This is a genomic window from Nisaea sp. (assembly GCF_034670185.1).
In the GTDB taxonomy this organism is placed as follows: Bacteria; Pseudomonadota; Alphaproteobacteria; order Thalassobaculales; family Thalassobaculaceae; genus Nisaea.
In genome coordinates, this window is sequence record NZ_JAXMNY010000003.1 from 263,802 (window position 1) to 289,563 (window position 25,762).

Here is a 25,762-nt window from a genome sequence, read left to right on the forward strand (position 1 = left end):
GCGCGATCTGTCCTGTGCGCTCGATGATTGGGGCCATCGTTGCATAGTCTAGGAGCGATGCACACGAAACCTGAGGACCGGATCATCGAGCATAAATCATAGTCGCATATGGTGTTTTGTTCCGCGTAAATAATAAGATCATTCATCATTGTTAATGACTGGCGGAGTTTTCTTGAAGGCCGTTTTGCAAAATATTTTAGTATTCAGATGTTTGCGGTTCGTGGCGTTATTAAGTCACGGTAAGTTTTAGTTAAGAAAGATTACCTATTTTGCACGCAAGGCGGTGAGCAAATCCGCAGTGAGATGTGCTTGTAAAATAGGTGGTGTACATGAATATTTCCAGCATAAGCGTACGGAATAAGGTCACCTTCGTGACTGTTATTCTTGTCGCAATTGCAATGCTTGCAACGGCGTATTCAGCGATCTTTTTGATCGCAAGTTATGTCGAGAAGCAGGCGGCGACGGCTCAGGATCGCAATTTGCGAACGGCCGCCATGATGCTGGCTGACACTTACGAAAATCTCGTTGTCACAAAGAAAGGCAAAGGGCTTTCAGTCTCCTGGAAGGGAAAGATCCCCGCATTCGAAGAGCACGCCGCCATCGACGATGTCGGCTTTGCCACCGGAGAGACGGCGACGATTTTTGCCTGGGACGAGGAAACCGGCGACTTCTGGCGCCGAACCACAAACATCAAGAAGAACGACGGCAGTCGGGCCATCGGCACGCCGCTGGGCAAGAAAGGCAAGGTCTACCCGATCATCACCAAGGGGCAGACTTTCCGCGGTCTAGCGACAATCCTCGGCAAGGAATACTTCACCCTCTACGAGCCGATCTTCTCCGCCACTGACAAGAGCAAGGTTATCGGGATCCTATATGTCGGCGTCGGTCGTACCGACATCGCGCAGATCAAGGACGAGCTGACTTTCAGCCTGCTGAGCGTCATGGCTGTCCTCGCCGTTATCGCGGTGGCTATCTCTGTACTGCTTGTCGGTCGCCTGTTGAAACCGTTCCCGGTCCTGCGCGGGGTTATCCACCGGCTGTCCGCGAACGAGCTCAATGTCGATGTTCCCTATCTCGACCGTAAAGACGATGTTGGCGATCTGGCCCAGGCTGTGGAGATGTTCAAGGCCGCGTCCATCGAGAGCCGCACTCTTTCTGATCAGCGTATTGAGGATGAGAAGCGAGGCGATTCCGAAAAACGGCAGATGATGGTCCGCACCGCCGACGATTTCGAAACGACGGTGGGTAGCATGGTCGACCATGTTTCCACCTCGCTGCAGCAGTTCAATACGTCCGCCCGGGACATGTCCGCGACGGCGGAGGAAACTAAGGCGAAAGCCGGACTCGTCGTGACCGCGTCCGAGGACGCGGCCCGGAACATCCAGACCGTGGCTGCCGCAACCGAACAACTCAGTGCCTCAATTACCGAAATTGGCCAGCAGGTCTCGCAGGCTTCCAGTATTGCCTCCGGTGCCGTGCGTGAAGCCGCGGATACGAACAGCAAGGTGCAGGGGCTGGCGGAAGCCGCGCAGAAAATCGGCGAAGTGGTGGGCCTTATCACCGATATCGCCGAACAGACCAATCTGCTCGCTCTGAACGCCACCATTGAAGCCGCACGGGCCGGTGAGGCAGGCAAGGGCTTTGCTGTCGTTGCTTCCGAAGTGAAGAACCTGGCCAGCCAGACCGGTAAGGCGACCGAGGAAATCTCGGCCCAAATCCAGGGCATCCAGGCTTCCACAGACGAATCCGTGACGGCAATCGGTGCGATTACGCAAACCATCGAGCAGGTGGACCAGATTGCCGCCGCGATCTCCGCTGCCGTCGAAGAGCAGACCGCCGCCACCCAAGAAATTGCTAGGAACGTTGAAGAGGCTTCTGCCGGCACGAACCAGGTGAACAGCAATATCTCCGAGGTCTCCGCCGCCACCCAGGTGACGGGAGAGGTTGCCCAGACGATCCAGAGCGAATCTCTCGCCCTGTCGCAGGACGCGGAAAAGCTGAAAGCCGAGATCCAGCGCTTCCTTGCTGGTATCCGCTCCTGATCTAGGACCTTTGCTGGACCTTCTCGGATCCTGACTTACAACGCGGAGAAGCCGAAAAGCTTCTCCGCGTTTCTGTGTCTGCATATCTTATAAAGTCAGTTTTACCGCTAACGGGAAGCCGGCAAGGCGTCTGCCGGAGCCTGACCGTGCTTATTTCGGGTCGTGATCCGCGGAGACGACTAGCCGCCAGAGAATATCGCCCAGACTCTCGTCATGCTGATGGTGGTTCTGCGGCGGTAGCGGCTCCCCTTGGTTTGATGCCACTTCCTTCCGGCACCCTTCGCAGCGATAGATTCCGGAACGCGGAGCATCGTCGCCCGGCCGGTGGAGTTCGTCGAAGACGGGGACCGCCGATTTCAAGAGATACCGATCATCTTTGTAGAGAGCCATGGTCATCTCCATTCGCTGTTTGATTGAATCATCGTTCAACCGATAGCGGAGCGAGTCAAGGAGAGGGGTGTCGGTGGGCCCGCCGCCGGCGGATAGCTCCCGTCAAACTTCATTTGCGTGTGCGGTGCAGCATAAATTGACCCGTGCAGATGCCGCTAAATCCAATCCCGGTCGCGAAAAACCATGACCGTTTTGCAGTTATTGGAAAAATCAGATAACTTATGTCGGAATAACGATAAAAAAGCAGGGATATGACGATGACGTTGCTGACCAACGCCGAAGAGATTTCCGATATTGCGTTCGGATTCATGGGATCGAAGGCGTTGTTCGCTGCGCTGCATCATGGAGTTTTTACCTGCCTTGCAGACGGTCCGCTCTCTGTCGAGGAGATGGCCGCGGCAACCGGCCTGCATCCGGATCGGGTCCAGACCCTGCTGACCGCGCTGGCTTCGCTCGGCGTGGTCTCCGCGGTGGAAGGGCGCTTTGCCAACTCGCCGGCGGCCGAGAGCTTCCTGGTGAAGGGCGCGAAATACGATTTCGGCGACTATCTGCGCCTGCAGGTAGATCGGCAGATGTACGGGCTGCTGGATCAGATCGAGGATGCCATCGCCAACAACCTGCCGGATGACGCCACCAGCTCCTACGCCGACTGGTTCTCCGACCCGGAACAGGCAAAGCTCTATTCCAACAGCCAGCATGCAGGCTCCCTCGGCCCGGCACGCGGTCTGGCGAAATTGATCGACCTCAGTGGAGGCAAGAAGCTGCTGGATGTCGGTGGTGGTACCGGTGCCTTCGCCATCACTTTATGTAAAGCGTTCCCGGATCTCGCGGCGACAATCGTCGACTTCCCGAACGTCGCCGCGCTGGGCAAGGGGTATGTCGAGAAGGCGGGGCTCAGCGACCGGATCGAATATGTCGTTGGCGACGCGCTGCGCACCGAATGGCCGCGCGAACAGGATGCGATCCTGATGTCCTACCTGTTCTCCGGTGTGGCGGGCGACGAGCATGACAGCCTGCTGAAGCGTGCCTACGACCATCTGGTCCCGGGCGGCCGCTTGCTGATCCACGATTTCGTCGTCACTGCCGACCGCACCGGCCCGAAACTTGCCGCCCTCTGGCAACTCCAGCACACCGCTTTCACCCCGGAGGCGCGCTCTCTGGATGACGAATGGCTGGCGGCGCAACTGACCAAGACGGGCTTCACGGATGTGAAGGTCGGGCCGATGATCCCGGGCATGACGATGCTTGCCGAGGCCGTGCGGCCGGAGTAATTCGCCCCATGTCCTCGCCTCTGTCCTGTGTCTTATGACCCTGCCGGCCAGCAGGCTCAGCTCCCCCTCAATTCCCTGTTTTCTTATCTTTTCATGATGTTATAGAAAGCAGCATTGTTCTCGATGAGCCGACGGGGTGGGGTTGTGAAAGGGTTTTTGTTGAATGTGTTCCGGGAAGTTGGGAACTCGGTGCGCTATGGCGACGCAAAATGCGTCGTAATTGCTGGTGTTAGTTTTACGCTTTTATTGTCGTACCTTCAGTTTTTATTGGGAGGTCAACGGGAGACTTGGGGTATTGTGTCTTCCGATAACTTTCCTGTTTTAGTCGAGAAAGATTTTCTGATTATAGCTTTGTTGTTTTCTTCTTTTATTCTGTCAGCTCTGGCGCTTATTCCCTCTATTTCGAGAAAATCCTGTAGAATAAGTTTCTTGAATTGGGTGAATAAAAAAATGTACCAGAGTGAAGAAGTCTCGAAAAACCAGGGGATAGTCTATTTTCGTGACATCGCTATATATAAAACATTGGAAGAATACGGTCGTTCTCTTGAAAAAAAGTTCGATTCGGGAAGACCGTTAGATCAGGTAGAGGCTGATCTTTCTGCCCAGGTGTGGATTGTATCCCGGATTGCAACTGCGAAGTTCATTGTTGCCAATTTTGCCGTTTATTTCCTGTTCTCCGCAGTTGCTTTGTTTTTTGTCTTGTCCGTTTTTTGATCTGGTGTCGGCCTCTGTCTGCGTTGATGAAGCGTAACAACCTGATATTACAGAGTTATCTAAAGTTCCTCACAACACCCGATACACGTTATAAACCGGGCCTGCCGGCGTCCGGTCACCTGATCCCACACACACCGCCTTGTTCAGCCAGAGATACTTGTCCGCCGATGTCTCGAAGCTTGGCGTAATCCGGAAGTAATAGTCGTCGCGGTTCACCGGCTGGCCGGCGTTCATGCGGGCCATGACTTCTTCGGGGCCGTGGCGCAGGCCTTTATAGGTCATGTAGATCAGGGCGCCGTCGTCGGCTTCCAGCACCAGGCGGACGTCAAGCTGCGTCACGCCGTCATTTCGGACCAGGATCCAGTCTCCACCGCCACCGCGCACGGTGCCTTTCAGGCTCGGGCCTTCAAAGCTGCCGCCGGTTACCTTAGCGATCTTGCGCTCGCCGTACGGCGTGTGGCCGAGCAATTGCAACGGGGCTTCGACAGCGAGTGTGATGTCGAAAAGATGTTCTGTCTGAATGTGGCTCATTGTCCGGTCCTCCCATGATGCCCTTTCGGGCCAATCGTTAACGGGGAGTATGACCGGGTTTTCAGAGCTTGAAAATCATCTCGCTAGGTGAGCCTCAGGGGGTGACGATCACCTCGGCCCGCATGCGGGGGTGAATCCGGCACTGCAGGATGAAACGGCCCGAATTCTCGAAAACCACCGGCACTTCCGACCCGTTCGATTGCAGGCCTATATCGAATTCTCCATCTTCGCTGTCCGAGTAAACGTTGTGTCCGAACACATCCGAGTTGAGGAAGGTCACGGTGTCGCCGGCCTTGATGGTGATGGATTTCGGCTGGAAGGCGATCCCGGCCTGCTCAATCACAAACGGTGTTGCCGCGTAGAGCCCTCCGACTGAGAGCCAGCAGGCTGCTGTCGTCAGCGCGAGAAGTGTGACGAAACGGCGGCTCCGATCAGTGCCGGAGCTGTCTCCTTGTGTCCGGCTTCGCGTTTCCATGATCAACGGTTCACGACCGGCGTGGCGATATCGATTACGTCGGCCCCGGCTGGCGAGGCGATCTTGCCGACGCGGCTCATCGCGCCTTTGGCAACGGAGAAGGTGTAAAGCGCGCCCCCGACGGCAGCAAAGCCGTGGTACTCGTCTTTCGGGTCGGTGAAGATGTCGATGGCTTCGATCTTTGTTCCCTTGGCGAGACCTGTCGGCCCGACGGTTTTCAACACGCCATCGTTTGGCGGGTCCTGCACGACATACATGCCGTTCTTGCTGTCGACGTCGAACAGCTGGGTGTATTTCGTACCCTTGTAGGAATTGATGTAAGCGCCGGCCAGCACGCCTGGCTCCTCTCCGGCATGTGTATCGCCCTTGTCATAGGCCAGCCGGCCGTCGATCACGGCGGCGCCGGTTTCGACATTGACGCGCAAGTTCTGGCCGTTTGACGCCATGACCCGCAACCGGTCGGCCTGGGGGTTGAAATCGACGACCAGATTGTCGACCGCTTCCAGCCGCTCGGAGATTTTCGATTTGCGGGTGGCGGCGCCGGTTTTGGTGTCGATGGTGTAAATCGTGCCGGACGCGGTGACGGCATAGAGGCCGAGGTCGGCCGGACGGATATCGATACCGAGAACCTTGGTGTCCACCCCCGTGATGTCGAGTGACCGCGCCGAGCCCGGCTGCGTGTCGGTCATCAGGAGCAGTTGGTTGTTGGCCGTCAGGCCAATCAGATCAAGGGCAAAGGCGGGTGCTGCCCAGGTGAGGCTGGTTACCAGAGCTGCCGTGGCCAGAATTCTTGAGAAGGTCATTGCTGCTATCCAGTCTGCTAATGAAGTGCAGTCAGCGCGAGAAACGAGCAATTAAGCAAGGCGCGTACAGCTTCCTACGAAGCACTCGGCAGACTAGATCAGATCGGGATAGTGTTCGGGATACGTAACGGAGCGCACTCAGAGCTTGAAAATCGCTTCGACTTTGCTTTTCAGCTGATCCGGCGTGAAGGGTTTGGCGATATAGGCGTCCACGCCGTATTTGCGTGCGGCGATGACGAAATCCTTGTTTGCGTTTCCGGTCAGCATGACGAAGCGCATCTTCGGGTAGGTCTTCCGCACGGCGCGCAGGAATTCGAGACCGTTGATCTCCGGCATGTTCCAGTCGGAGACGATGAGCTGCACGTCGCCGTTCAGCTCGTTCAGCAGCTTCAGGGCCTTCAGCCCGTCCGCAGCGTGGAAGATACGTCGGAAGCCCATCAGTTTCAGCGCGCCCTGGGCGAGCTTGGTTGCCATCGGCTCGTCTTCGGCGATGATCACCTGGTATTCGGAAAAGTTCGGGCGAATGCTGCTGGTATGATCCGTCATGAAACTCATCTGGCGGCCTGGTTGTCGAAAAGGGTGCGGCTTTGCTCAAGGGCAGCAAGCAGATTTTCGGCCGCTGCCGTGCAGTTGTCTAAATGATCCGCTTCGGCGCCGGTTTCAACCGAAAGTGCAGCCCGGTAGACATCGCGTAGCCCGACAGAGGCGGCTGCGCTCTTCAGCGTATGGGCGGCCTCGCTCAGTCCGGTGGCGTTCCGGGCCTTGAGGTGTTCCTCGATGATGGCGGCGTGGGCATCGACCGCGCCAAGAAAGTCGGACACCATCTCATCCGCAAACTCCTCGCCGAGTTGATCCCGGTAGGTGGCGAGAATGTCCGGCTCCAGCGCCGGCCCGTCCTGCATCAATCGCTCGGTCACGGGGGAGGCGGTGTCTTCGGGAATATCGTCCGCCCAGTCGTCATCACTGTTGCTGTCTTCAAGACTGTCGAGCTTCAGCACGCGGGCCAGAGCGCCGAACAGCAGGCCCGGATGGATCGGCTTGGCGACATAGGTGTCCATGCCGGCGGCAAGGCAGCGTCGGACCTCCTCGGCCGTTGCAGCCGCCGTGGCGGCAACGATCGGAATGTCTGACAGCGGCGGGTCGAGGGCACGGATCCGGCGGGTTGCCTCCAGCCCGTCCATGACCGGCATGTTCATGTCCATCAGCACTGCGTCGAAGGTGCCGGGCGGCTCGGCCTCCAGCGCCGCAAGCGCGGCGGCACCGTCCGGGACGATCTTCACTGTATGGCCCTCGGCCTCAAGCAGGCCGCGGGCGACCTGCTGGTTCACCAGATTGTCCTCGGCTACGAGCAGAGTGAGCGGCGGCAGCGTTTCGGCGCTTGCCGGCAGATCGCGATTGTCCGGAATCGCACCGTCGGCGAGCGGGATCTCGAACCAGAAGGTGCTGCCTTCACCGGGGACGCTGTCGACGCCGATCTGGCCTCCCATCAGTTCCACGATCTGCTTGCAGATGGCGAGCCCAAGCCCGGTGCCGCCATATTGCCGGGCTGTTGAGCTGTCCGCCTGGCTGAATTCCTGGAACAGCCGGTCGACCTTGTCCTGCGGGATGCCGATGCCGGTATCGGTGACGCTGAACCGGTAGCTGCCTTCCGTCCAGGCCGGGCTGACGGAGACGGTGACGCCGCCTGTTTCAGTAAATTTCAGGGCGTTACCGACCAGGTTCAGCAGCACCTGGCGCAGCCGGGCTGAATCGCCCTTCAGGTAACGCGGGCAGTTCTCGTCCACATCGGCCTGGAAGGTGAGGCCTTTTTCCTCCGCCCGGCCCTGCATCAGGGCAAGGGAGCCGTCAACCATACGGTGGAGGTCGAAATCCAGCAGTTCGAGATCGAGCTTGCCGGCTTCCAGTTTTGAGAAATCAAGGATGCCGTTCAGCAGGTGCATCAGCCCTTCGGCACTTTCCAGCACGGTCTCGGCGAAATGCTTTTCTTCATTGCCGAGCGGTCGGCGCAGCAGCAGCCGGGTCATGCCGATGACGCCGTTCATCGGTGTGCGGATCTCGTGGCTCATCATGGCCAGAAAGTCCGACTTCGCCTTGGCGGCGGCCTCGGCGCTGTCTCGCGCTTCGCGCACCTCGTTCATGACGTCCCGGAACACCAGCAGGGAGCGGGCCATGCCGCCGATCTCGTCGCCCCTGGTCCGATCGCGCGAGTCGACGGCGACGGAGCGGTCCCCCGAGGCGAGCGATATGGTACCTTTGGCGAGCCGGTTCAGCGGCCTGATGATGTTGCGGGCCAGCAGGCCGGCGACGATCAGGGAGACCACCAGAACGCCGCCGAGGATATAGCTCGTCAGCAGTTTGGTATCGTTGACGCTCTGTTCGGCGGCAAGCCAGAAGCGATACCCGTCCTCTGCTGCGGTCTGCACCAGGATGTCGAGATTGACCTTCAGCCGTTCCGCGATGATGTCCCTCTGGGGCTTCATGGCCGGATCGGTCCGCGCGGTATGGGCGGCCTCCCACCAGGCTTCGAAGTCCGTGCTTAGGGCCTCGGCCAGCTCCAGTGTCCGTTCCGACATCCGACGATCCGAGGCAACTTCAAGATCGATGAAGAAATCTTCGCGCAGGCGGCCAAGGCGCTCTTCCGACGAGGCACCTGTCAGCCGTTCCTCCAGCTCCAGGACCAGGAAGTTGGTTTGGGCGGAGCGGGCGAAATTGATCGATTGCAGCGGCCGGTCATACATCGCCTTGGCGATGTCGCCGAGCGACCATGTGGCAAAGAAGCTGGTCCCCGCGAGAGCGCCGGCGGCCAGCACGGCTACCAGGAACGCGCCGATCAGTTTGAGGCGGAGAGACATCGCGTGCCGGTTATTCGGTTACGGTGATCTTCATGCGCATCCGCGGGTGGATCCGGCAGCGAACATCGACGATGCCGAGTTTTTCCAAGACAACGTCGCGCTCCTCGCCAGGAGGCTGAAGCCCGATATCGAAGTCAGCGCCTTCAGTCTCCGAATAGACGTTGTGCCCGTAAAAATCGTCGTTCACGAACCGCACCATGTCGCCTTTTTCCACGGTGATATCATCGGGTGTGAAATTTCGGCCCTTCTGGCTGATTGTCGCGGCCGGGTCCGCTGCCATGACGATCATGGCCCCGGATGTGCCGAGGAGCACGGCCGCCGAAAGTATGACGCGAAGCAATCCTGGAAGAGACATCAAATCGTCCACTTCAATTTCTGAATACATGATTATATCGGAAGTAAGGATAATTAATCAGCTTTCATCGGCGCAATTACCAGTGAAACCACGCTATCCGAATCTCACAAATAGGCGATTCAACTCCAGCCGATGGAAGGTTTCGGCCTGCGGGCCGTGGTCTGGGCCGAAATAAAGGCCAAGTTTGGCACAATGCTGGAAGAAACCGGGACCGGGCAGACCGTCCCGGGCTTTCGAGATCGCAGCCGCGGCGCGCAATGGCTGGCCGATCCTGTGGTCGCGTGCCGTCAGATCCTCAAGCGCCTCGGTCAGGCGATGGATGCGGTAGCGTCCGGCGATGCCTCCTGCTTCCGCGAGTTCCGCATAGGTGATCGTCCGCTGCGCCCGGGCCTGTTCTTCAAGCGCCTCGATCATGCGCGCGAACCAGGGTTCATGGTCGTGACGTTCGGCGCCTTGTGCATCGCTCATCGGGGCTTCGGGCTCCAGTGTACAACGGGCGTGCGGTCAGTTTTGCCCTGACAGGCCCGGCATTCTTCAGTAAAGGGTGTCCCATAAATCAAGGGACTCCAAAATGAAAGCCTTCCGGGCATCGCTCTTTAACGCTCTTTTCTATACGCTCACGCCAATTGTCGGCCTGTTGCTTTTGCCGGCCTGTCTCGGACCGCGAAGCTGGGTTTGCGCCGTCAGGGATGCCTGGTCCAGAAGTGTCATTGCACTACTCGGCCTCGTGGTGGGATTGCGCTGGCGCCTGACTGGTGCGGAACGGATGCCGGATGGCCCGGTATTGATCGCCTGCAAGCACCAGTCCGCCTGGGAGACGATCGCGCTGCAGCTGTTCTGCCGGGACCCTGCCATCGTGCTGAAGCAGGAACTGCTGAAACTGCCGGTGATCGGCTGGTATCTCCGACGCGTCGGCATGGTCCCGATCGACCGGTCAGCCGGTGCCGGTGCGCTGAAGCTGATGGTCAAGGCGGCGGAGGAGCGGGTTGCCGAAGGCCGGCCGGTGGTGATCTTCCCGCAGGGCACCCGCGTCGCACCGGGAACGGAGCAGGCCTATCATCCGGGTGTCTACGCGCTTTACCGTGCGCTGAATGTTCCGGTGGTGCCGATTGCCCTCAATTCGGGTCAGTTCTGGGCCCGCGAGAGCTTCATGAAATATCCGGGCGTGATCGACGTTCATGTGCTGGAGCCGATCCCGCCGGGGCTCGACCGGAAGAGTTTCATGGCCCGGCTCGAAGAGGCCATCGAAACCCAGACCGGCAAGCTGGAAAGCGCGGCCGCTACTTGATCGTCATCTTCAGGATCTGCACGTTAAGCAGATCCTCCTTGGGAATGATTTCGCGGAGCCTTACCCAGAGGCCGTCCCGAATTTTGTTGATGCCCTCGAAGCCGTTCAGTTCTTGCTCGGTCAGGCTGCTGGCGAAGATGATCACCTTGTCCCGGAGGCGCGGTTCAAGCGCGGTCACCCGGATCTGGGCCGCCGGGTCTTTCAGCTCCAACGCGATGCTAAGCAGCATGAAGACCGGGTAATGCCGTTCGGTCTGCAGATTGATGACGAACTCTTCAAGCTGAAAATTAACGGCGTCCGGGGGAGAAGCTGCGAATGTCGGCGGCGCTTCATTCAGAAAGGGCTCTTCTTTCGGCTCGCTGCTCGCGTTCGCCATGTCGTTTTTCTTCTGGGTTCCGAGCGGGTCGAACCCCGGAATCAGCCCGAACATCACAGCCCCCATTCCGGCACCGACGATGAGCATCAGCGGCAGGGTGACGAATATGATGAGTTTCTTCACGGGGCTCGCTCCATTCTGGCCGGGACCGTTATTGCTTATGCACTAGCAGCTATCCTATTTGAATGAACAGTATTTCCGCTGCAATCCTCTGGAGTTTCGATCCTATGATACTGTTGCGGGCCGAGGGAGTGGGGGGATAATGCAGGATAAGGAAGCGCGCGAGTGGCTGGATTTTTTCGCAAAACAGCCCCACGAGCGGCTGACTCAGGAGTCAGCGGGCGATGTTCCGAAGGTTGCATCATTCGTGATCGATCTCGTCGATGACCGGTTCGTCATTACCTTCCGGTTCGAGGACGGACGGGAGCGCGCGATATCGCTCAATGACGATCTCGCGCTTTATCTCCGGGAATACCTTACGACAGGTCTGATGGAACGCGCGGCGCGCGGCCGGCCGCTCTAGCGGCCGACAGCGTAGCCCTGCATGCCGCGCGGATTGGCGGCGGCCCGCAACATGTCGCCATCCTTGGCGGCCGCTGTCAGGCGGCCTTCGGACCAGGGGTCGCCGACCTCCAGATCGTGTCCCCGGCGGCGCAGTTCGGCATAAGTCTCCGCAGGGAACCGGTCCTCGAGCACCAGGCGTTTGTTGACCCGGCCGCGCGGCCAGAACGAGCTCGGGAAATGCTCATTGTGGAAAGCCGGGCAATCGATGGCTTCCTGCAGGTTCATGCCATGGTCCGCATGATGCAGGAACAGCAGCAGGGACCACTGGTCCTGCTGGTCTCCGCCCGGCGTGCCAAACGGCATGTAAGCCTCGCCGTCACGCAGCGCGAAGGAGGGCGACAGTGTTGTGCGCGGACGTTTGCCGGGCGCCAGCGTGGAAGGGGAGCCTTCCTCGAGCCAGAACATCTGCGCCCGGTTACCGAGGCAGAAGCCGAGCTCTGGAATGATGGGCGAGCTTTGCAGCCAGCCGCCGCTCGGCGTGGCCGAGACCATGTTGCCGTCCTTGTCGATAATGTCGATATGGACCGTGTCGCCCCGGGCCTCTCCCATCTTGCCGACGGTCGGCTCACCAACGCCCATGCCGGCGCCGGAAATATCCTGTGCATGCGGCAGCAGTGAATGGGAAATGTTGTTGCTGTAACCCTCGATGGTGCCGGCAATGAAGGCGTCGGAGGCATCTTTCCCCAGAAGAGCCCGGCGGCTTTCCGCATAGGCGTCGCTGAGCAGCGTTTCCATCGGCACGTCAACGAAGTTCGGATCGCCGTAGTAAGCTTCGCGGTCAGCGTAAGAGAGCTTTGAGGTTTCGGTCACCGCGTGGACAAAATCCGGTCCGGTCGGGTCCATGTCGGCGATGCCCATGGCTTTCAGCAGTGAGAGTTGCTGCAGCATCACCGGGCCCTGGCTCCAGGCGCCGCACTTCGCGACGGTGAAACGGCCATAGTCGTAGGTCAGCGGATCTTCATAGGTAGCCGACCAGTCTGCGAGATCGTCTCCGGTCAGCAGGGCTTTATGGCGCCGTCCGGTCGCGTCCATGTAGGCATCTCGGCAGAACCGGTCGATGGTTTCCGCGATCCAGCCGCGATACCAGATATCCCGTGCCCGATCGATCTGGGCCTCGCGGCTGCCGCCGCCTGTTTCCGCTTCGCGCACGATCCGCTCGTAGGTATCGGCCAGCTTCGGGTTGGAGAACAGCGTGCCCGGATTTGGCGCCTTGCCGTCTTTCAGATAGATCGCAGCCGAGGTCGTCCATTCGGTTTCGAAAAGCCCGCGCACTGTCTCGACGGTGTCGGTGATTTTCGAGACCACGGGGTAGCCGTTGCGGGCATAGCCGATGGAATATTCCAAGACATCGCCGAGGCCCATGGTGCCATGGTCGCGCAACATCAGCATCCAGGTGTCGAAGGCGCCCGGTGTCACGGCGGCAAGCAGGCCGCTGCCTGGGATCAGATCGAGGCCGAGATCGCGGATCGCCGGGATCGTCGCGGCTTTTGGCGCCGGTCCCTGGCCACAGATCACCTGCGTCCGGTTTTCTTTGGCGCTGTGCATGATCAGCGGCAGATCGCCGCCTGGGCCGTTCAGGTGTGGCTCGACAATCTGCAGCACGAACCCTGCGGCAACCGCCGCATCGAACGCATTACCGCCGCGCTCAAGGATCGCCATGCCGGCCGAGGAGGCCAGCCAGTGCGTAGAGGCAACGACACCATAGGTGCCGCGAATTTCGGGTCTGGTGGTAAACATGACTGATCCGCGAGGGTCGGTTGGAATGGGCGGCAACTATAGTCCGGGGATGCCCACGGGTGCAATTGCGCCAGACTCTATCTTGCATTGTAGTTTTCAGGAGAAAATGCTATATGTTCCGGGATCTCAGAAGAGATGGCCCGTTTTGTGCATATTAATTTTTGTTAATATATCTGCACAAAGCAAGCAGAAGCAGAGGGTTCGATGACTAACGCAGCCGCCGCATTGAGCATTTTGGGTGGGTCCTTCAACGCCGGTAGTGGCGGGACGACTTCAGGTGTTGCCGCGTTTGCAAAGTACAAACGGGACCCGGAAGGCGCGCGTCGCGATTTTTACGAAAGCGCTGCTGTTCAGAAAAACATCAAGAACTTCCAGTCGAGCGCAAACGAGATCAGCTCGCTCGAAGATTTTCTGAAAGACCGCAAGACCCTCGAATTCGTCCTGACAGCCTTCGGCCTGGAAGCGGAGCTCAACAATCCGGGCAAGCTGAAGGCGATCATCAACAGCGATCCGGACGATGTGAATTCCTATGCTAACCGGCTGGCCGATTCACGTTACGGCGAGCTGGCGAAGTTTCTGAACGTCAAGAACGAAGGCTTCAACAAGCTGAAATCTGCTGAAGCGCAGACCCAGGTCATTGACGATTACCTTACCAATGCGTTCGAAGTTTCGATCGGGTTCGAGAACCCGGCGGCGCGCGAGGCCGTGTTTTTCCTGCGGCGCATCAATGAAATTGATAGCGCGCTCGAAATTCTTGGTGATTTGCCCCTGCGGAATATTGTGACGACGGCCCTCGGTTTGCCGGCGCAGATCGCTAATCAATCCGTGCTGAAGCAGCAATCCTTGATCGATGCGAAACTCGATTTTGACAGACTGAATACATTGGACCGGGACGAGGAGAATGCCTCCAAGACCGAGCTCGATCTGGTCAATAACGACCTGAGCTCCGTCAAAAAAGGGCTTGCCGCTGTCACGAACGCCAGCCTTGAGTTGTCGACCTTGCAGGATCAGCTCGAAGATCTTCGCATTCACTTGCAGGACATCGATAATATTACTGATCCGACCGGGGTTCTTGCGGATGAAATCCCTGTTCAGGAAGCGGCCATACCGGAGCTGATCCGCCAGCAGGGATTGATCGCGGCAGCCGAAAAAGCGCTGATTAATACCGACCCGAACCTGACCCGGATCGATGCGATATTCAAAGAAGCGGCCGGGGTCGAGACGCAGGAAGAACTTGACGCCCTGAAGAGCGAGTTTGATCGGCTGGTGACCGAAATCACCAGTGCGGACGGTTTTATCAAAGGGTCGAATTACAGCGACAGTACTGCCGGTACGACCGAGAATTTGTTGTTGCCGTCAGGTGATGGGGGGAGCGGTATCGATGCCCTGCCGTCGGCCAAGACGACGACGGTGGTGAAGTCGGATGGCACAGCGGTTGTGACCAGCTCGCTTGATCTTTCCGGTTTTCTGACAAATCTGGATAATAGCAACGCGGCTTTTCAGGCAATCAACCTAGGGTCTTTGTCTGCGGATATTGCGGCGGCCAAGGTTGATTTTGAGGCTGTGGAAACTGATTTCAAATCTGCGCAAGTTTATAACGGTGTCAATGCATCCAGTTTTGCCGGCAGCGTGAGCAGTGTGAATTTCGGTTACTCCCTGAACACGCAGGCGCTGTCCCAGGGGATTTCGGCAGTAGATGATGGGCTCACGCGCCTTTCGAAGGCAGCGGCAGTGATCTCTGAAATTCGGACGCTGGCATTTGATGCCCAAGCCGATGATGCCGATATTGACGAATTGAATACAGCTTATGGTGCGAAGCTTGATGAGCTGGCATCCCTGATCAACGATGCAGGGACGGCGACCGACGGAACGAACACGTTCACGTTCGACAATCTGTTGACCGGCGGCACGATCAGCTACGAAGCCGATGCAGCCTCCGGGAAGAATATCGATGCGCGCGGCGGTTCTCTGGATACCGTGATTCTCGGTGCGCTTCCCACTACTCTCAGCGCGGCAAATGCGAACGGTATTCTGAGCTATATCGATACGACGGTGACGGATTCCTTGTCCGAGTTGAAAGACAATCTTGTCACGGATCGGAAAGTCTTTGCTTTTGCGGCAAATGTCGCGGATCCATTGGGGGCTATCGATGCTGAAATTCGGCAGATCAATGGTGACCTCGACGCGATCATCCAGCGTGCGGGTGAGAGCGGGGACAATCTGCTCAAGGAATTCGGCCGTGATCTTAAAATCGCTCTTGGAACGCTGAGCACGACAATCACTGTCGACGCGCAAGGTGGCTTCAAAGAAGATTTCAAGAACGCCCTGAGTTCACTCCAGTATGTCGCTGTCAGCGGCGGATTGGCGGCATCGCGCGAGAGTATTCTTAACGATGCCCTGTTCTCGGTCGGATCGACCCTCAGTCGTATTAATGCGGAGAAGTTCACGCTGAACATCCAGAATTCGATTCTGGGCGAGAAAAAATCTTCGCTTACCAATACGAGCGGGTCGGCGGAGTCTCTCGATTTTCTGAAGCCGCTTGAGAACACGAACTATGCGATCAAGTTCATCGAGCAGTATTTGATAAAGAAGGACCTCGAAGCGATCGGCGGCAGCACCACTGCGCAGCCCAAGAACGCGTCTCTGGTTGGTCTTTTTCAGGATATCAGCGGCGGTGGCGGTCTGCTTAATCTGCTCAGCTAGACCGCCAGGTCTGTTGATGGAGATTAAGTTCCCGCTGTCAGCGGCGCGTTCAGGCGACGCAGGGTCGCAATAACGCTGAGTGCCGTGATCTTCCCTGTCTTCGGGTTCTCTTCCGTCGGAATATTCTCGATCGTCATGGTGAAGCGCGCGCTGTCCGCCTCGACCCTGATTGTGTGGGTGTTGCGGGTGACAGACGGATCCGCCCAGATTTCTACGCTGGTCCGGTCCGGGCCAATGCCGGCCAAGCTGAGCGCAGCCGCGACATTGACATTGGCCGGGAAACCTTTAGCTGCGGCCCGGGCATTTCCCTCGAAAACTTTCTTTGCCTCGGTCAGTCCTTCGACAGAGATGTCATTCTCGACGAGATAAGGGGCGCCGCCGAGCCCGCGCGGCGGCTTGCGGGTCTCCAGCGTCACGGATTCGATAACACCCTCCGCAGCGGCGCGCACGGCGTCCAGCCCGATCAGGGCGCCCGTCGGCAGAATGAGCCGGGCACCGGTCTCGTTCGCTTTCTCAACAAGCTCCATGTGGTTGAGCAGGGCTCCTATGCTGACCGGCACGAAGATCCGTCCCTTGGAGATCGCTGCTTCCGCGACTATCGGGAACACCGAAGCCGGGGCGCACTCGACGACGACATCGCAGGTATCGGCCAGGGCTTCCAGTGATATGACAGGTGCGCTGGCGCCGATGGACGCCAGATTTTCCCGGGCCTTTTCCACATTGCGGGCAGAAACGGCGCCGAGTTCGAGGCCGGGCAGGCGGCCGTCGGTGATCGCGCGGGCCAGTGTCAGGCCGATTGCACCCAGTCCGCCGATGCCGACTTTCATGTTTTCAGCCATTTCTGTTTCCTTCGTTCCCAGATTGCGCGATGAGTTCGTCACCCTTCTGTAGCGGAAAATCCCGACGGGTCAAACGGCCGCGGCAATCTGCTGCCGCTGGACGGCGATACCGGGCCGGGTATAGTGGGCGCCAGTCGAATGGGAGCACAATGAGACCATTTCAATTCCTGATGCTTGTGGTCTTGGCCGTCTTGGCGCTGCTCACGCGTCCAAACGAAGTCCGGGCACAAGAGCTTTCCTGTATTACGGTTTCCATAATCGTACCGTCAGCGGTCGGCTCTGCCGGCGATCTGGTTGGCCGCGCCGTTGCGGATGCGGCGACGAAGCTTGGGGGCTCCGCCTTCCGGGTCCGCAACCGGCCCCGGGATATTGCTCGTCAGTTGATCGAGGATGCTGCGCCTAACGGCTGCACTCTGATGCTCGACACCCAGATTCAGGTCGCGTTCGAGGTTCTGGGTAAAGGCAAGACCGATTGGCGCGAATTCAAGCCGATAGCCCTGTTGACCCGGACGCCGATGGCAATCGTGTTGTCGGCCGGAGCGCCGCCCCCCGCCACTCCGAAGGGTGAGAAACCGGAGCCGCCAAGTTTTTCCGGCATTGTTGCCCGACTTCGCGAGAAGCCGGAGAGCGTTACTTTCGCCCTCGTTGAGGACCCGCTTGAACAATTGCTGTTTCTGAGGATGGAAGAGTCGCTCGGTGTGCGTTTTCGGATCCGCAGCTACCCCAGCGGCATTTCGCGCTATCGGGAGTTGGTGAGTGGTCCGGCGGGTTTGGCGGGATTTGTTTCTCTCAAGGCCGCGGCGGCGCGGATCAAAGAGACGCAGTTGCATGTGCTCGCGGTCAGTGGAGCGTTTGAGCCGGGCATGCTGGCCGGTGTGCCGACGATTGGATCTGAGGCGGGCGGGCTGACATTCGGGATTGATCACGGGCTCTTCGGGCCACGCGACATGCCAAACGATATCGTCAAAAACCTTACCGAAATCATGCAGAAGGTCATGGAAACCCGGGGCGTTCTGGCGGACCTGCACAATGAATACGGGACTGAGGCAGCCTTAATCACCGGTGACGGATTTGCCCGATATCTCGAAAATCTTGCAGCCGATTGGGGTGAAATGATTCAACGCCAGAATAACGGCGGGCGCCTGGGACAAAAAAGCTGAGGGCGAAAGACTTCGTTGAATCAATATGCCTGGCCACTGGGCGAATTACTTTACTTTATGCACGTTGCAATGGAATGCCCACGGAAACGTTTGTGAACAGTTGACAGATGGCAGGGTATTCATAGGGTGTCAGCCACAAGATGGGCGCGCTTCTGGTGCGCCTGGAAGGTTTCGAGCACCGTCCGTCCGGTCGGTGTGCCTTAAGGGAGAATAAAATGAAGCTCAAGACAGCACTCTTCGCGGCTCTTGCGACAGCGTCAGTTGCTTTTGCCGGCGCGCCGGCCGTCCAGGCCGCGGATCTGTCCTGCCGTACCGCCAAACTGATCGTTCCGTGGGGCGCGGGCGGTGGCACCGATGTCATCTTCCGCCAGTTCGTCGAAGCAGCGAACGAAGCCGGCGCCAAGCCGAAGCTGCAGGTTGTTAATATCGGTGGCCAGGGTGGCAACAAGGGCGCCAAGGAAGCCCGCAAGGCGAAGCCGGACGGCTGCACCCTGTTCGCCATTCACCAGAGCGCACTGACCAGCTTCTTCAACGGCCGGGTGGACTTCACCTGGGACGCGTTCGAGCCGGTTGTGCTGCTGACCCGGACTCCGGCCATCATCGGCGCCAGCCCGGATGTGCCGTACAATAACATCAAGGAACTGGTCGAAGCCGCCAAGAAGGCACCGGGCTCGGTAACGGCCGGCGGAACGCTCGGTTCCACCAGCCACTTCATTTTCCTGCTGCTTGAAGATGCCGCAGGCGTGAAATTCAAGCACGTTTCCTATGACGGTACCCGTCAGCGGATGACCGCTCTTCTGGCCAAGAACATCGACATCGGTGAAATCAACCTTGCCTCGGCAAAGAAGTACATCCAGACGAACGAGCTGAAGGCGCTTGGTATCACCACGCCGGAGCGGAACTCGGAAATCCCGGATGTCATGACCCTGAAAGAACAGGGCTACAACCTGATCTATGGTACGGACCGCGGTGTTGTTCTGCCGAAGGGCGTCAGCCAGGACGTAATCAATCACTACGCCGAAGTCTTCAAGAAAGCGGCTGCCGATCCGAAAGTGGTCGCAGCGATGACCGCCAAGGGCACGACCGTGAACTATCTCGGCCCGAAAGAGTATACAGCTTACTTTGAGAAGACCTTCGCGGACTGGAAGCGGATCGCGATTGAAGTTGGACTGTACAAGGGCGACTGATTAATCAGCCCTGCGCGCGGCGGCTCCCGTTCCCCGGGGGCCGCCGTTTGCGTTTAACGACAAGGGATATGGAGGAACGCCGGTGGCGCGCTTGAATCGCGATACGTTGATTGCTTTGCTGCTTCTGGTCTTTTGCGGTGTCATGATTTCCGCGAGCCTGGAGATCGAAGAGACAAATTACGGGACAATGCAGTCGAGCGTCTGGCCTCAGGTCGTGCTCGGGGTGCTGACGGTCTTTTGTCTCGCAATGCTCGGGCAGAGTGTGCTCAAGCCGTCCGTTGTCAAAACGGAGAACGGCGCCGGGAGCGGTGGTCTTGGTCGGTACCGTAACGCGATTACCGTCTATGTCCTGTTTTTCCTCTTCCTCGTGACCTTGCCCTACCTCGGCATGCTGCTTGGCGGCATCGGTTTCGTTTTTCTCGCTCTGACGCTTCTGGGTGAGCCAGAGCTGAAACGTGTGCCGCTTCATCTGGCCGTTGCCATTGGAACGGTCGGGTTGATGTGGTCCATCTTTACCTTCGGTCTCGGCGTTCTGCTGCCGGACGGCGAACTCTTGCAGCTGAATTAGGACGAGCGCGATGATCGAAACACTTATGTATGCTTTCGCCGACGTCTTCGCTCCCTGGAACCTGGCACTGATGACGATCGGCGTCACCGCGGGCCTGATTGCCGGCGCAATCCCGGGTTTCACCATTGCGATGGCTGTCGTTCTGACCCTGCCTTTCACCTTCGGACTCAGCCCGGTCGAAGGGCTGTCGACGATGATTGGTGTCTTTGTCGGCGGTCTGTCGGGTGGCCTGATGTCCGGCATGCTGACCGGTATTCCCGGCACGCCATCCTCCATTGCCACGACCTTCGACGGATTTCCGATGGCGCGGAACGGGAAACCTGGTCTCGCACTTGGCCTCGGCGTCTGGTCTTCGTTCTTCGGCGGGATCTTCAGCGCCATCCTGCTGGTGACTCTGGCGCCGCGTCTTGCCGTGATCGGCCTCGAGTTCGGCCCGTGGGACTATTTTTCCCTCGTGCTCTTTGCCCTGACCATCACCGCGAGCCTCTCCGGCGAGAATCTGGTCAAGGGCATGATCGCCGGCGCACTGGGACTCTTCATCGCGACGATCGGCGAGGACGAGGTGAATGGCGTGGCGCGTTTCAGCTTCGGCATTGATGATCTGGAATCCGGCTTCACCTTCCTGCCGGTCCTGATCGGCCTATTCGCGTTCAGTCAGCTTTTGTCCGATCTGCAGGACAGAGTAAAGGCACGGCAGCCATTGATGGATGCATCGGGCGCCGATGCCCGGATCCGCATTGAGCATATGAAGGCGATCAGGATGGTGTTCGCCCGCTGGACCAACCTGCTCCGGTCGTCCGTGATCGGTGTGTTTACGGGAGTGCTTCCCGCTGCTGGTGGCTCGATCTCCAACATTCTGGCCTATGACCAGGCAAAGAAAGCGTCGAAGACCCCGGAGAAGTTCGGCACGGGTACTCCCGATGGTATTATCGCGCCGGAAAGCGCGAACAATGCGACGGCTGGCGGGGCGCTGATTACCATGATGGCGCTTGGCATTCCCGGCGACATCATTACCGCCGTGATGCTCGGAGCCCTGCTGATCCACAATGTTCAGCCCAGCCCGACCTTCATCTCCGACAATCCCGATCTGGCATATGCGATCTTTGTCGCCTTCTTCCTGGCCCACTTCATCATGATCGGCATGCAGTCCGTGACGTTGCGGCTGTTTGTAATGGTGACGCGGATTCCGATGTATGTGCTGGCCTCGGTGATCCTGGCCTATTGCGCCATCGGGGTGTTTGCCCTGAACAACATCTCCTATGACATCTGGGTGCTGTTCTTCTTCGGGATCATCGGCTACGTGATGCGGCAGTTGGGTTTTCCGCTTGCACCGATCATTCTCGGGGTTGTTCTTGGGCATGTCGCGGAGCTGAACCTGTCACGCTCGTTGGCGATCGACAGCGATTTGATGCTTTTCATCACCCGGCCGTGGTCGCTGTTTTTCCTGCTTGTGTCGGTCTTCTCCATCGGCTTCCCCTGGTACCAGAAAGCGCGGGAAACCAAGGCCTGGACCCTTGCCTATATTCCGGTCCTGCTAGCGGCGATCTCGGTTCCGCTCTTCATGATGGAAGGCTTCGTCCGGCCGATTATCGGAGTAGCGTTGCTAGCGCTTTCCGCCTATCTTCTGTGGCGAAGTGCAGCGTCCGGATGGAAAGTGGCTCCCGCGGGTGATCACGAAGTCCATCTAGAAGAGACCTGACCAAGGCTGCCGGCTCCGCAAGGGAGCCGGCCAAAGGTCGATATAACTCTCCTGGGCGCGGGCACGGATGAATTCGTGCCCCGCCCGGGGCAATGCGCAACCACATTTTTGCCAAGGTGACGTCGTGGAAATCCGCAATCCTTATCTTATGTTCTTGGGCGATGCGCCCGATCAGCTCGCAGCTAAGACCGCCAATGGCGTCAAGGTTTGGCGCGAGGACTGGTGCGTCGGTCAGTTCCGCCTGCCGGGTTGTAAGGCCGATCTGAAGCTTCCCGACATGACCATCGAGGAAGCCGCCGAAGCAGGCGTGAAGACCGTGATCCTCGGCGTTGCCAACCGTGGTGGCTTCATGCCGGACAGCTGGCTTGTCGAACTGGAAAAGGCACTCGATCTCGGCATGGAGATCGCCAGCGGCCTGCACACCCGCATCAGCACAATCCCGTCTCTGGCGGCAAAGGCGAAGGAAAAGGGCCTCGGCCTTTATGACGTGCGCCACCCGACCGGCAACTTCTCGGTCGCGAATGGCAAGAAGCGCACCGGCAAGCGGCTGCTTCCGGTCGGCACGGACTGTTCCGTCGGCAAGATGTTCACTGCTCTCGCCATCGAACGTGAGCTGCACAATCGCGATGTGAAGGCGACCTTCCGGGCGACCGGCCAGACCGGCATCTTCATCGCCGGCTCCGGTGTCTCCGTCGATGCGGTCGTTGCAGACTTCATCTCCGGAGCGGTTGAAGAGCTGGCGCCGGCCAACGATGCGGATCACTGGGATCTGGTCGAAGGCCAGGGCTCGCTGTTCCACGCCTCCTATGCGGGGGTCACCATGGGCCTGATCCATGGCGCCCAGCCGGACGCGCTGGTGCTCTGCCACGAAGCCAATCGCCCGCATATGCGCGGCCTGCCGGAATACAAGGTTCCGAGCCTGACCGAGTGCATTCCGTACTATCTGCAGGCTGCCCGCCTGACGAACCCGGATGCGCAGTTCGTCGGCGTCTGCGTGAACACCTCCAGCCTGGATGACAAGGCTGCGGAGGAGTTCCTGAAGAAGGCGAGCGACGAGACCGGCCTGCCAGCTGTGGATCCGATCCGCAACGGTGTCGGTGCCATCGTCGACAACATGTCGCTCTAGGCTAACCCGAACGCAAGAGGAGCAGCCGATGTACAGGTCGGTTACCGTCCGTCGTGAAAGCTGGCCGCTGCAGGGCGTCTTCCGGATCTCCCGCGGCGCGCGGACAGAGTCGGAAGTCATTGTGGTGGAAATTGCCGGCGACGATGTCGCCGGCATGGGCGAATGCTTTCCCTACAAGCGCTATGGCGAAACGCTGGACAGCGTCGCGGACCAGATCGAGTCCGTGGCGGGTGAACTCGCCAACGGCATGGACCGTGCCGGCCTGGCGGCTGCTCTTGCGCCGGGGGCCGCGCGCAATGCCATCGACTGCGCCCTCTGGGATCTTGAGGCGAAACAAACTGGCAAACGGGTCTGGGAGCTTGCAGGCCTGCCCGAACCGAAACCGGTCACGACCGTCTTCACGCTGGGCGTGGACGAGCCGGAGGTGATGGGCGCGAAAGCGGCCGAGAATGCGGCTCGTCCGGTTTTGAAGCTGAAGATGACCGGTGACGAGAAGGATCTGGAGCGGGTTGCCCTGATCCACAAGAACGCCCCGAGCGCAAAGCTCGTGGTCGATGCGAATGAAGGCTGGACCGTGGCGCAGTATCAGGAATACGCGCCGAAGTTTGCCAAGCTCGGCGTTACCATGATCGAGCAACCGCTTCCCGCTGGAGACGATGAAGGCCTCAAGGGGCTGGACCGTGTCGTGCCGGTTTGTGCCGACGAGAGTTGCCACGACAGCAAAACCCTCGATGCACTTGTCGGAAAATACGACATGATCAACATCAAGCTGGACAAGACCGGCGGCCTGACCGAGGCACTTTTGCTGCGTGACAAGGCCCTGGGGATGGGTTTTGAAGTGATGGTCGGCTGCATGGTCGGCACGTCTCTCGCGATGGCGCCAGGGGTGCTTGTGGCGCAGGGATGCTCCGTGGTCGATCTCGACGGACCTTTGCTGCTGGCCAAGGATCGGGAGCCGGGACTGACCTATCAGGGCAGTATCATCCAGCCCCCCGAATTCGGAACCTGGGGCTAGCCCGCCCATGAGCGATCTGCCGGACGTTACCTCGCACTATAGTTCTGACGGGCTGGCGGACCGGCTGATCGCAATTCTTGAAGCATCCGGCCTCAGCCGGGACAGCATCACCGAAGCGGATCTTCATTCCGTCGATCAGATGCATCTTCGCGGCCGGATGGCGGCGATGGAGTTTCTGGACAGTCTCGGTATCAAGCCCGGTGACAAGGTGCTGGACCTCGGCTGCGGCCTGGGTGGACCGGCGCGTATGGCCGCGACCCGTTACGGCGCGGATGTCACTGGCATTGATCTGACTGAGGCTTTCTGTGATGGCGCACGGCAGCTGAATGCCCTGGTCGGGCTCGAGCGTATCCGGATCGAGCAGGGCGACGCGCTCGCCATGCCGTTTGCGGATAACAGCTTCGACGTCGTCTACACACTGCATGTGGCGATGAACATCGCCGACAAGGCGGAGCTTTACCGCGAGATCGCCCGTGTCCTGAAGCCGGGCGGCCGGTTCGGCCTCTATGACGTGGTCGCCGGATCGGGAGAGCCGATCCATATGCCCGTCCCTTGGGCGACCTTGCCGGAACACAGTCATTTGGTTTCTGCGGAAGAAATCGAAACGTTGGTGAATGCCGCCGGGCTCACAACCGAGCGGTCGGAAGATCAGTCTGCCCTCGTCGAGTCCTATCTCGACGAACAGCGTGCCGCGCGTCAGCTGCGCGCGGAAAAGGGAGAGCCGGAACCGCCGACGGGCGCGCCGGTCATCATGGGCGAGTCCTTCGTCCGGAAGCAGAAACACATCTATCGCAATTTGAAGGAGGGCCGGATTGCCGTCCGGCTTGCTATCTTCAAACTGAAAGAAGACTGAAAACCAGATTGTGGCCGCAGCCAAGAGCCGCAACGGGAGGAAATATGAGCACGGACAGCGATGTTATCGCCGAGATCAGGCGTGCCGTTCAGGCACTTTGCGCGGATTTTCCCGGCGAATACTGGCGGGAAAAGGACCGGGAGCGGGCCTATCCGACGGAATTCGTCCAGGCGCTGACTGAATCAGGCTATCTCGCCGTTCTGATCCCGGAAGAATATGGCGGCAGCGGCCTGTCCATCAGCGCCGCCGCGGCGATCCTCGAGGAAATCCACAAATCCGGCTGCAATGGCGGCGCCTGCCATGCCCAGATGTATATCATGGGCAGTCTGCTCCGGCACGGCAGCGAGGAACAGAAGCGAAAGTATCTGCCGAAGATCGCCAGCGGTGAGTTGCGCCTGCAGGCCTTCGGTGTGACGGAGCCGACCAGCGGCACCGATACGCTCTCCCTCTCCACCACGGCGGTGAAGAAAGGCAATGACAAGTATGTCGTGAACGGCCAGAAGGTCTGGACCTCTCGCGCCGAGCACTCCGATCTCATGTTGCTGCTCGCCCGGACCACACCGAAGGAAGAGGTGAAGAAGCGCACGGATGGTCTGTCCGTCTTCATCGTCGATATGCGCGAGGCGAAAGGCAACGGGCTGGAAATCCGGCCGATACGCGCGATGGTCAACCATGCGACCACCGAGGTCTTCTTTGACAATCTGGAGATCCCGGCAGACAGCCTGATCGGCGAAGAGGGCAAGGGCTTCCGCTATATCCTCGACGGCATGAACGCGGAACGGATCCTGATCTCGCACGAGAGCATCGGTGATGCTCGCTGGTTCATCGAGAAGGCGACCAACTACGCCAACGACCGGAAAGTGTTCGGCCGTCCGATTGGACAGAACCAGGGCGTTCAGTTCCCCATCGCAAAAGCCTTTGCCGCGACCGAGGCCGCGGCTCTGATGGCGGAGAAGGCGGCCAAGATGTTCGAGGCTGGAGAGCCCTGCGGCGCCGAGTCCAACATGGCGAAGCTGCTGACGGCGGAAGCGGCTTGGGATGCGGCGGATACCTGCATGCAGACCCATGGCGGTTTCGGTTTCGCGGAGGAATATGACGTGGAGCGCAAGTTCCGCGAGGCCCGGCTGTACCGAACGGCGCCGATCTCCACCAACATGATCCTCTCCTTCATCGCCGAGCATGTGCTTGGCCTGCCGCGCTCTTACTGAGCGGCG

The 25,762-nt window shown here is 59.1% G+C and carries 25 protein-coding genes; 14 read left to right on the forward strand and 11 right to left on the reverse strand.

The annotated features are described in order from the left end of the window. The first annotated feature begins 329 nt into the window (after nucleotides 1-329). Entirely contained in the window at nucleotides 330-2,042 is a 1,713-nt protein-coding gene (locus VOI22_RS14790; RefSeq protein ID WP_323797228.1) for a methyl-accepting chemotaxis protein, read from the forward strand. Nucleotides 2,043-2,192: 150 nt separating this feature from the next. Here VOI22_RS14790 and VOI22_RS14795 read toward each other — a convergent pair whose 3' ends face one another. Next, on the reverse strand, nucleotides 2,193-2,432 hold the full coding sequence (locus VOI22_RS14795; RefSeq protein WP_323797229.1) for a hypothetical protein: 240 nt from the start codon (nucleotides 2,430-2,432) through the stop codon (nucleotides 2,193-2,195). A gap of 257 nt (nucleotides 2,433-2,689) precedes the next feature. On the opposite strand from VOI22_RS14795, the gene VOI22_RS14800 reads away from it, so the two are divergent. Both VOI22_RS14800 and VOI22_RS14805 read left to right on the forward strand, forming a co-directional pair. After that, on the forward strand, nucleotides 2,690-3,703 hold the full coding sequence (locus VOI22_RS14800) for a methyltransferase (RefSeq protein ID WP_323797230.1): 1,014 nt from the start codon (nucleotides 2,690-2,692) through the stop codon (nucleotides 3,701-3,703). Nucleotides 3,704-3,826: 123 nt separating this feature from the next. Then, nucleotides 3,827-4,417 (forward strand): hypothetical protein, encoded by a 591-nt coding sequence (locus VOI22_RS14805; RefSeq protein WP_323797231.1) that lies wholly within the window; start codon nucleotides 3,827-3,829, stop codon nucleotides 4,415-4,417. Nucleotides 4,418-4,486: 69 nt separating this feature from the next. Here the strand turns inward: VOI22_RS14805 and VOI22_RS14810 are convergent, their stop codons facing one another. The 7 genes from VOI22_RS14810 to VOI22_RS14840 form a co-directional block, all read right to left on the reverse strand. After that, nucleotides 4,487-4,948 (reverse strand): DUF3237 domain-containing protein, encoded by a 462-nt coding sequence (locus VOI22_RS14810; RefSeq protein ID WP_323797232.1) that lies wholly within the window; start codon nucleotides 4,946-4,948, stop codon nucleotides 4,487-4,489. 94 nt (nucleotides 4,949-5,042) lie between these two features. After that, the gene (locus VOI22_RS14815) at nucleotides 5,043-5,423 is read right to left on the reverse strand and encodes a plastocyanin/azurin family copper-binding protein (protein ID WP_323797233.1); all 381 of its coding nucleotides are present in this window, start codon (nucleotides 5,421-5,423) and stop codon (nucleotides 5,043-5,045) included. A 2-nt stretch (nucleotides 5,424-5,425) separates the two neighbouring features. Next, the gene (locus tag VOI22_RS14820; RefSeq protein ID WP_323797234.1) at nucleotides 5,426-6,226 is read right to left on the reverse strand and encodes a DUF4394 domain-containing protein; all 801 of its coding nucleotides are present in this window, start codon (nucleotides 6,224-6,226) and stop codon (nucleotides 5,426-5,428) included. A gap of 138 nt (nucleotides 6,227-6,364) precedes the next feature. Then, nucleotides 6,365-6,781 carry a response regulator gene (locus tag VOI22_RS14825; RefSeq protein WP_051285107.1) on the reverse strand — a complete coding sequence of 139 codons (417 nt, stop codon included), beginning with the start codon at nucleotides 6,779-6,781 and terminating at the stop codon, nucleotides 6,365-6,367. Then, nucleotides 6,778-9,078, reverse strand: coding sequence for an ATP-binding protein (locus tag VOI22_RS14830; RefSeq protein ID WP_323797235.1), 2,301 nt, complete (start codon nucleotides 9,076-9,078; stop codon nucleotides 6,778-6,780). The genes VOI22_RS14825 and VOI22_RS14830 overlap by 4 nt, the downstream gene beginning before the upstream one ends. A gap of 10 nt (nucleotides 9,079-9,088) precedes the next feature. After that, nucleotides 9,089-9,433 carry a cupredoxin domain-containing protein gene (locus tag VOI22_RS14835; protein ID WP_323797237.1) on the reverse strand — a complete coding sequence of 115 codons (345 nt, stop codon included), beginning with the start codon at nucleotides 9,431-9,433 and terminating at the stop codon, nucleotides 9,089-9,091. Between the two features lie 93 nt (nucleotides 9,434-9,526). Then, nucleotides 9,527-9,901 carry a hypothetical protein gene (locus tag VOI22_RS14840; RefSeq protein WP_323797238.1) on the reverse strand — a complete coding sequence of 125 codons (375 nt, stop codon included), beginning with the start codon at nucleotides 9,899-9,901 and terminating at the stop codon, nucleotides 9,527-9,529. A gap of 103 nt (nucleotides 9,902-10,004) precedes the next feature. Here VOI22_RS14840 and VOI22_RS14845 point away from each other — a divergent pair, with 103 nt between their 5' ends. Next, nucleotides 10,005-10,721 (forward strand): lysophospholipid acyltransferase family protein, encoded by a 717-nt coding sequence (locus VOI22_RS14845; protein ID WP_323797239.1) that lies wholly within the window; start codon nucleotides 10,005-10,007, stop codon nucleotides 10,719-10,721. Here VOI22_RS14845 and VOI22_RS14850 read toward each other — a convergent pair. Beyond that, complete coding sequence (locus VOI22_RS14850) at nucleotides 10,714-11,220, reverse strand: flagellar basal body-associated FliL family protein (RefSeq protein ID WP_323797240.1); 507 nt, start codon at nucleotides 11,218-11,220, stop codon at nucleotides 10,714-10,716. The genes VOI22_RS14845 and VOI22_RS14850 overlap by 8 nt on opposite strands. Nucleotides 11,221-11,359: 139 nt before the next feature. On the opposite strand from VOI22_RS14850, the gene VOI22_RS14855 reads away from it, so the two are divergent. Then, nucleotides 11,360-11,620 (forward strand): hypothetical protein, encoded by a 261-nt coding sequence (locus VOI22_RS14855; protein WP_028467210.1) that lies wholly within the window; start codon nucleotides 11,360-11,362, stop codon nucleotides 11,618-11,620. On the opposite strand, the gene VOI22_RS14860 is transcribed toward VOI22_RS14855, so the two are convergent. Beyond that, complete coding sequence (locus VOI22_RS14860; protein ID WP_323797241.1) at nucleotides 11,617-13,398, reverse strand: gamma-glutamyltransferase family protein; 1,782 nt, start codon at nucleotides 13,396-13,398, stop codon at nucleotides 11,617-11,619. The two genes, VOI22_RS14855 and VOI22_RS14860, sit on opposite strands and share 4 nt — an antisense overlap. Nucleotides 13,399-13,602: 204 nt before the next feature. Between VOI22_RS14860 and VOI22_RS14865 the strand changes: the two genes are divergently transcribed. After that, on the forward strand, nucleotides 13,603-16,101 hold the full coding sequence (locus VOI22_RS14865) for a DUF1217 domain-containing protein (RefSeq protein ID WP_323797242.1): 2,499 nt from the start codon (nucleotides 13,603-13,605) through the stop codon (nucleotides 16,099-16,101). 23 nt (nucleotides 16,102-16,124) lie between these two features. Here VOI22_RS14865 and VOI22_RS14870 read toward each other — a convergent pair whose 3' ends face one another. Continuing rightward, a complete protein-coding gene (locus tag VOI22_RS14870) occupies nucleotides 16,125-16,940 on the reverse strand; it encodes an aspartate dehydrogenase (RefSeq protein WP_323797243.1) in 816 nt (271 codons plus the stop codon). 149 nt (nucleotides 16,941-17,089) lie between these two features. Between VOI22_RS14870 and VOI22_RS14875 the strand changes: the two genes are divergently transcribed. The 8 genes from VOI22_RS14875 to VOI22_RS14910 all read left to right on the forward strand — a co-directional run bounded on the left by VOI22_RS14875 (nucleotide 17,090) and on the right by VOI22_RS14910 (nucleotide 25,756). After that, complete coding sequence (locus VOI22_RS14875) at nucleotides 17,090-18,100, forward strand: tripartite tricarboxylate transporter substrate-binding protein (protein ID WP_323797244.1); 1,011 nt, start codon at nucleotides 17,090-17,092, stop codon at nucleotides 18,098-18,100. A 215-nt stretch (nucleotides 18,101-18,315) separates the two neighbouring features. Continuing rightward, nucleotides 18,316-19,287 carry a tripartite tricarboxylate transporter substrate binding protein gene (locus VOI22_RS14880; protein ID WP_323797245.1) on the forward strand — a complete coding sequence of 324 codons (972 nt, stop codon included), beginning with the start codon at nucleotides 18,316-18,318 and terminating at the stop codon, nucleotides 19,285-19,287. 82 nt (nucleotides 19,288-19,369) lie between these two features. Beyond that, nucleotides 19,370-19,855 carry a tripartite tricarboxylate transporter TctB family protein gene (locus tag VOI22_RS14885; RefSeq protein ID WP_323797246.1) on the forward strand — a complete coding sequence of 162 codons (486 nt, stop codon included), beginning with the start codon at nucleotides 19,370-19,372 and terminating at the stop codon, nucleotides 19,853-19,855. A gap of 10 nt (nucleotides 19,856-19,865) precedes the next feature. Next, on the forward strand, nucleotides 19,866-21,554 hold the full coding sequence (locus tag VOI22_RS14890) for a tripartite tricarboxylate transporter permease (RefSeq protein WP_323797247.1): 1,689 nt from the start codon (nucleotides 19,866-19,868) through the stop codon (nucleotides 21,552-21,554). A 124-nt stretch (nucleotides 21,555-21,678) separates the two neighbouring features. Then, nucleotides 21,679-22,680: an N-acetyltransferase DgcN gene (dgcN, locus tag VOI22_RS14895; RefSeq protein ID WP_323797248.1), complete on the forward strand. Its 1,002-nt coding sequence runs from the start codon at nucleotides 21,679-21,681 to the stop codon at nucleotides 22,678-22,680. Between the two features lie 28 nt (nucleotides 22,681-22,708). Beyond that, a complete protein-coding gene (gene dgcA, locus VOI22_RS14900) occupies nucleotides 22,709-23,695 on the forward strand; it encodes an N-acetyl-D-Glu racemase DgcA (protein ID WP_323797249.1) in 987 nt (328 codons plus the stop codon). Between the two features lie 7 nt (nucleotides 23,696-23,702). Then, complete coding sequence (locus VOI22_RS14905) at nucleotides 23,703-24,548, forward strand: class I SAM-dependent methyltransferase (protein ID WP_323797250.1); 846 nt, start codon at nucleotides 23,703-23,705, stop codon at nucleotides 24,546-24,548. Between the two features lie 44 nt (nucleotides 24,549-24,592). After that, nucleotides 24,593-25,756, forward strand: coding sequence for an acyl-CoA dehydrogenase family protein (locus VOI22_RS14910; RefSeq protein WP_323797251.1), 1,164 nt, complete (start codon nucleotides 24,593-24,595; stop codon nucleotides 25,754-25,756). Nucleotides 25,757-25,762 lie beyond the last annotated feature (6 nt).

Coding starts and splice junctions, on each gene's coding strand:
- VOI22_RS14790 (WP_323797228.1), top strand. CDS start 330: ATGAATATTTCCAGCATAAGCGTACGGAATAAGGTCACCTTCGTGACT.
- VOI22_RS14795 (WP_323797229.1), bottom strand. CDS start 2,432: ATGGCTCTCTACAAAGATGATCGGTATCTCTTGAAATCGGCGGTCCCC.
- VOI22_RS14800 (WP_323797230.1), top strand. CDS start 2,690: ATGACGTTGCTGACCAACGCCGAAGAGATTTCCGATATTGCGTTCGGA.
- VOI22_RS14805 (WP_323797231.1), top strand. CDS start 3,827: ATGAGCCGACGGGGTGGGGTTGTGAAAGGGTTTTTGTTGAATGTGTTC.
- VOI22_RS14810 (WP_323797232.1), bottom strand. CDS start 4,948: ATGAGCCACATTCAGACAGAACATCTTTTCGACATCACACTCGCTGTC.
- VOI22_RS14815 (WP_323797233.1), bottom strand. CDS start 5,423: ATGGAAACGCGAAGCCGGACACAAGGAGACAGCTCCGGCACTGATCGG.
- VOI22_RS14820 (WP_323797234.1), bottom strand. CDS start 6,226: ATGACCTTCTCAAGAATTCTGGCCACGGCAGCTCTGGTAACCAGCCTC.
- VOI22_RS14825 (WP_051285107.1), bottom strand. CDS start 6,781: ATGAGTTTCATGACGGATCATACCAGCAGCATTCGCCCGAACTTTTCC.
- VOI22_RS14830 (WP_323797235.1), bottom strand. CDS start 9,078: ATGTCTCTCCGCCTCAAACTGATCGGCGCGTTCCTGGTAGCCGTGCTG.
- VOI22_RS14835 (WP_323797237.1), bottom strand. CDS start 9,433: ATGTCTCTTCCAGGATTGCTTCGCGTCATACTTTCGGCGGCCGTGCTC.
- VOI22_RS14840 (WP_323797238.1), bottom strand. CDS start 9,901: ATGAGCGATGCACAAGGCGCCGAACGTCACGACCATGAACCCTGGTTC.
- VOI22_RS14845 (WP_323797239.1), top strand. CDS start 10,005: ATGAAAGCCTTCCGGGCATCGCTCTTTAACGCTCTTTTCTATACGCTC.
- VOI22_RS14855 (WP_028467210.1), top strand. CDS start 11,360: ATGCAGGATAAGGAAGCGCGCGAGTGGCTGGATTTTTTCGCAAAACAG.
- VOI22_RS14860 (WP_323797241.1), bottom strand. CDS start 13,398: ATGTTTACCACCAGACCCGAAATTCGCGGCACCTATGGTGTCGTTGCC.
- VOI22_RS14865 (WP_323797242.1), top strand. CDS start 13,603: ATGACTAACGCAGCCGCCGCATTGAGCATTTTGGGTGGGTCCTTCAAC.
- VOI22_RS14870 (WP_323797243.1), bottom strand. CDS start 16,940: ATGGCTGAAAACATGAAAGTCGGCATCGGCGGACTGGGTGCAATCGGC.
- VOI22_RS14875 (WP_323797244.1), top strand. CDS start 17,090: ATGAGACCATTTCAATTCCTGATGCTTGTGGTCTTGGCCGTCTTGGCG.
- VOI22_RS14880 (WP_323797245.1), top strand. CDS start 18,316: ATGAAGCTCAAGACAGCACTCTTCGCGGCTCTTGCGACAGCGTCAGTT.
- VOI22_RS14890 (WP_323797247.1), top strand. CDS start 19,866: ATGATCGAAACACTTATGTATGCTTTCGCCGACGTCTTCGCTCCCTGG.
- dgcA (WP_323797249.1), top strand. CDS start 22,709: ATGTACAGGTCGGTTACCGTCCGTCGTGAAAGCTGGCCGCTGCAGGGC.
- VOI22_RS14905 (WP_323797250.1), top strand. CDS start 23,703: ATGAGCGATCTGCCGGACGTTACCTCGCACTATAGTTCTGACGGGCTG.
- VOI22_RS14910 (WP_323797251.1), top strand. CDS start 24,593: ATGAGCACGGACAGCGATGTTATCGCCGAGATCAGGCGTGCCGTTCAG.